The sequence below is a fragment of the bacterium genome (assembly GCA_024226335.1).
Taxonomy (GTDB): Bacteria; Myxococcota_A; UBA9160; order SZUA-336; family SZUA-336; genus JAAELY01.
The window spans coordinates 1-1,829 of sequence record JAAELY010000075.1 but is presented as its reverse complement, the minus strand read 5'-3'; the positions used below and the strand labels follow the sequence as shown (position 1 = coordinate 1,829).

Annotated in this window: 1 protein-coding gene; it reads right to left on the bottom strand. The window is 63.8% G+C overall.

Features of this window, described 5'->3' with window-relative positions:
* Positions 1-681: 681 nt before the first annotated feature.
* Positions 682-1,698: a hypothetical protein gene (locus GY725_03355; GenBank protein ID MCP4003211.1), complete on the bottom strand. Its 1,017-nt coding sequence runs from the start codon at positions 1,696-1,698 to the stop codon at positions 682-684.
* Positions 1,699-1,829: the final 131 nt, after the last annotated feature.

Sequence of the window (1,829 nt, the reverse complement as noted above, 5' to 3'; positions counted from 1 at the left end):
GGAGCTCCCACAGATCAGGACGTGCGCGATTGACGTATCCGGCACCTCAGATTCATCAGGCTAAAGTTCGCATCTTCGTTCGGGGCCGATCCTCCCCTCGATGCGAGCCGAGACCCGCGCGCGGCACCGACAACCCCGTTTCCTCTCTCCCCGAGGAGTTCGCAACTCCGCCCCACTCGGGGAGCCACTTCGTTCTGGAAGTACGAACTCGCTCGGCGGAGCGGGTGACAGCGGCCTGGGGGACACTGGGTCCAAGCAACCGACGCAAGCCCCGGCGTGACCGCGACCTACGCCGTCTACAGTCCCTACAGAAAACGCTGCGCACGTGGCCCAGATGGCAGCGGAGCGCATTCTAGCAAGCGGTGGGCGCGCCCGTCGGCTGGAGAGGGCACACGCCTCCCCCATCGTGCTCCGGCTTGACCTCTCTCGTTGACGCTCCCTAGGCGGCGCGCGAGTACCGATGGTGCAGTCCACCGAGCACCGGCGTCGCCACGATCTCCCCCACTCGCTCGACTCGCCACGCGACCGGCGCGTTGCCGCGAGCTATTGATGCTTGCGGCTCTCGCCGCACGGCCAGAGCACACGTTGCGCATCGGGGCGATGGGCGGGTGATGGCCGAGTACGCTGGCCGACCTGTCTCGACACGCAACCGCGGAGTCGCTACGCACTCAACCGTCTACTTCAATGCAAGAGGTAGAGCCAGGCGCGCTGGTCGCCCCTCAGATCCTTGACCTTCTGGTACATTGCCGCGAACGACTCCAAACTGTGATACGTCTCGGGATACCTCTCGGTCATCAGCGCAATCGTCTCACGTCCACCCTCGAGGTCGTCCAGCTCCAGCTGGGAGCGCAGCAGAATGGACAGGATAGTCTTTCCGTACCTCCCCGCCTCGTGGCGCGAACTGAAGTCAGAGAGCAGCTCGACGACGCCCTTGTGATCGCCGCGTTCGAACAAGATCAGAGCGCGATAGTACTCTGCAGTGATCGTGGCCTTCTCGTGTCGTGCCAAGTGTGCTGGAGACAAATCCGCAACAATGTGGCCCTCCTCGAGTTCCTGGAGGAATTCCTCGAAGACTGCAAGCGCCTCGCCCTCTTGCCCTGCTCCATACCGACAGACGCCAATTTCAACCCGGCTGATCTCCCAGTGTTCGGTGCCTGGCTGGATCTGCTCATACACCCGGATTGCGGCCACGAAGTTCTCTTGTAGACGCAACTGCTCACCTTGATCGAACAAACTCTGATGCGCACCCTCGTCACCGGCCTCGATCCTCCTATCCTCGAAGAGCCACTCGATGACCCCGACGCAAGAGTTCGACCCTACGGATTCGACGCGGATCCGGCCCTTGTATCGGTTCCGGCGGTAGATGTTGAAGACGTCGTTCGCCTCCACGCCGTGGCTCGAGCCCTTGTCCATCCGCACTCGCGTTGGCTCTGCGGCTGAGTCAACCTCCACTACCTTGCCTGTGATCCGGGGCCATTGGACAGAGTCCGTTGCCGGCCCCCGTGCGGGGGGCTCTGCTACCACCTCCGCGGCAGCCTGATCCCGATCAGCGGGCTGCCTCTCGGGCTCTTCGGGCGCCGGTGCCCCTTCAGCAGCCTCGGGGATGGGCACCTCAACCGACTTGCAGCCCGCACTCCCTAGCGCGCCGACGGCAAGTGCCCCCGTGAGGGCCACCGAGAGGAATCGGGAGTGTGTCATCGCGGCCTCCAAGGTAAGCGTCCGGAGCGCCAGCGAAGCTGGCGCCATCCAGTCAGATGAAAGGTGCTGACCATGTAAAGAGTCGACGAGACATGTAGCGGACCGGGCGTGCGCGTCAGCGATGGCGGGTG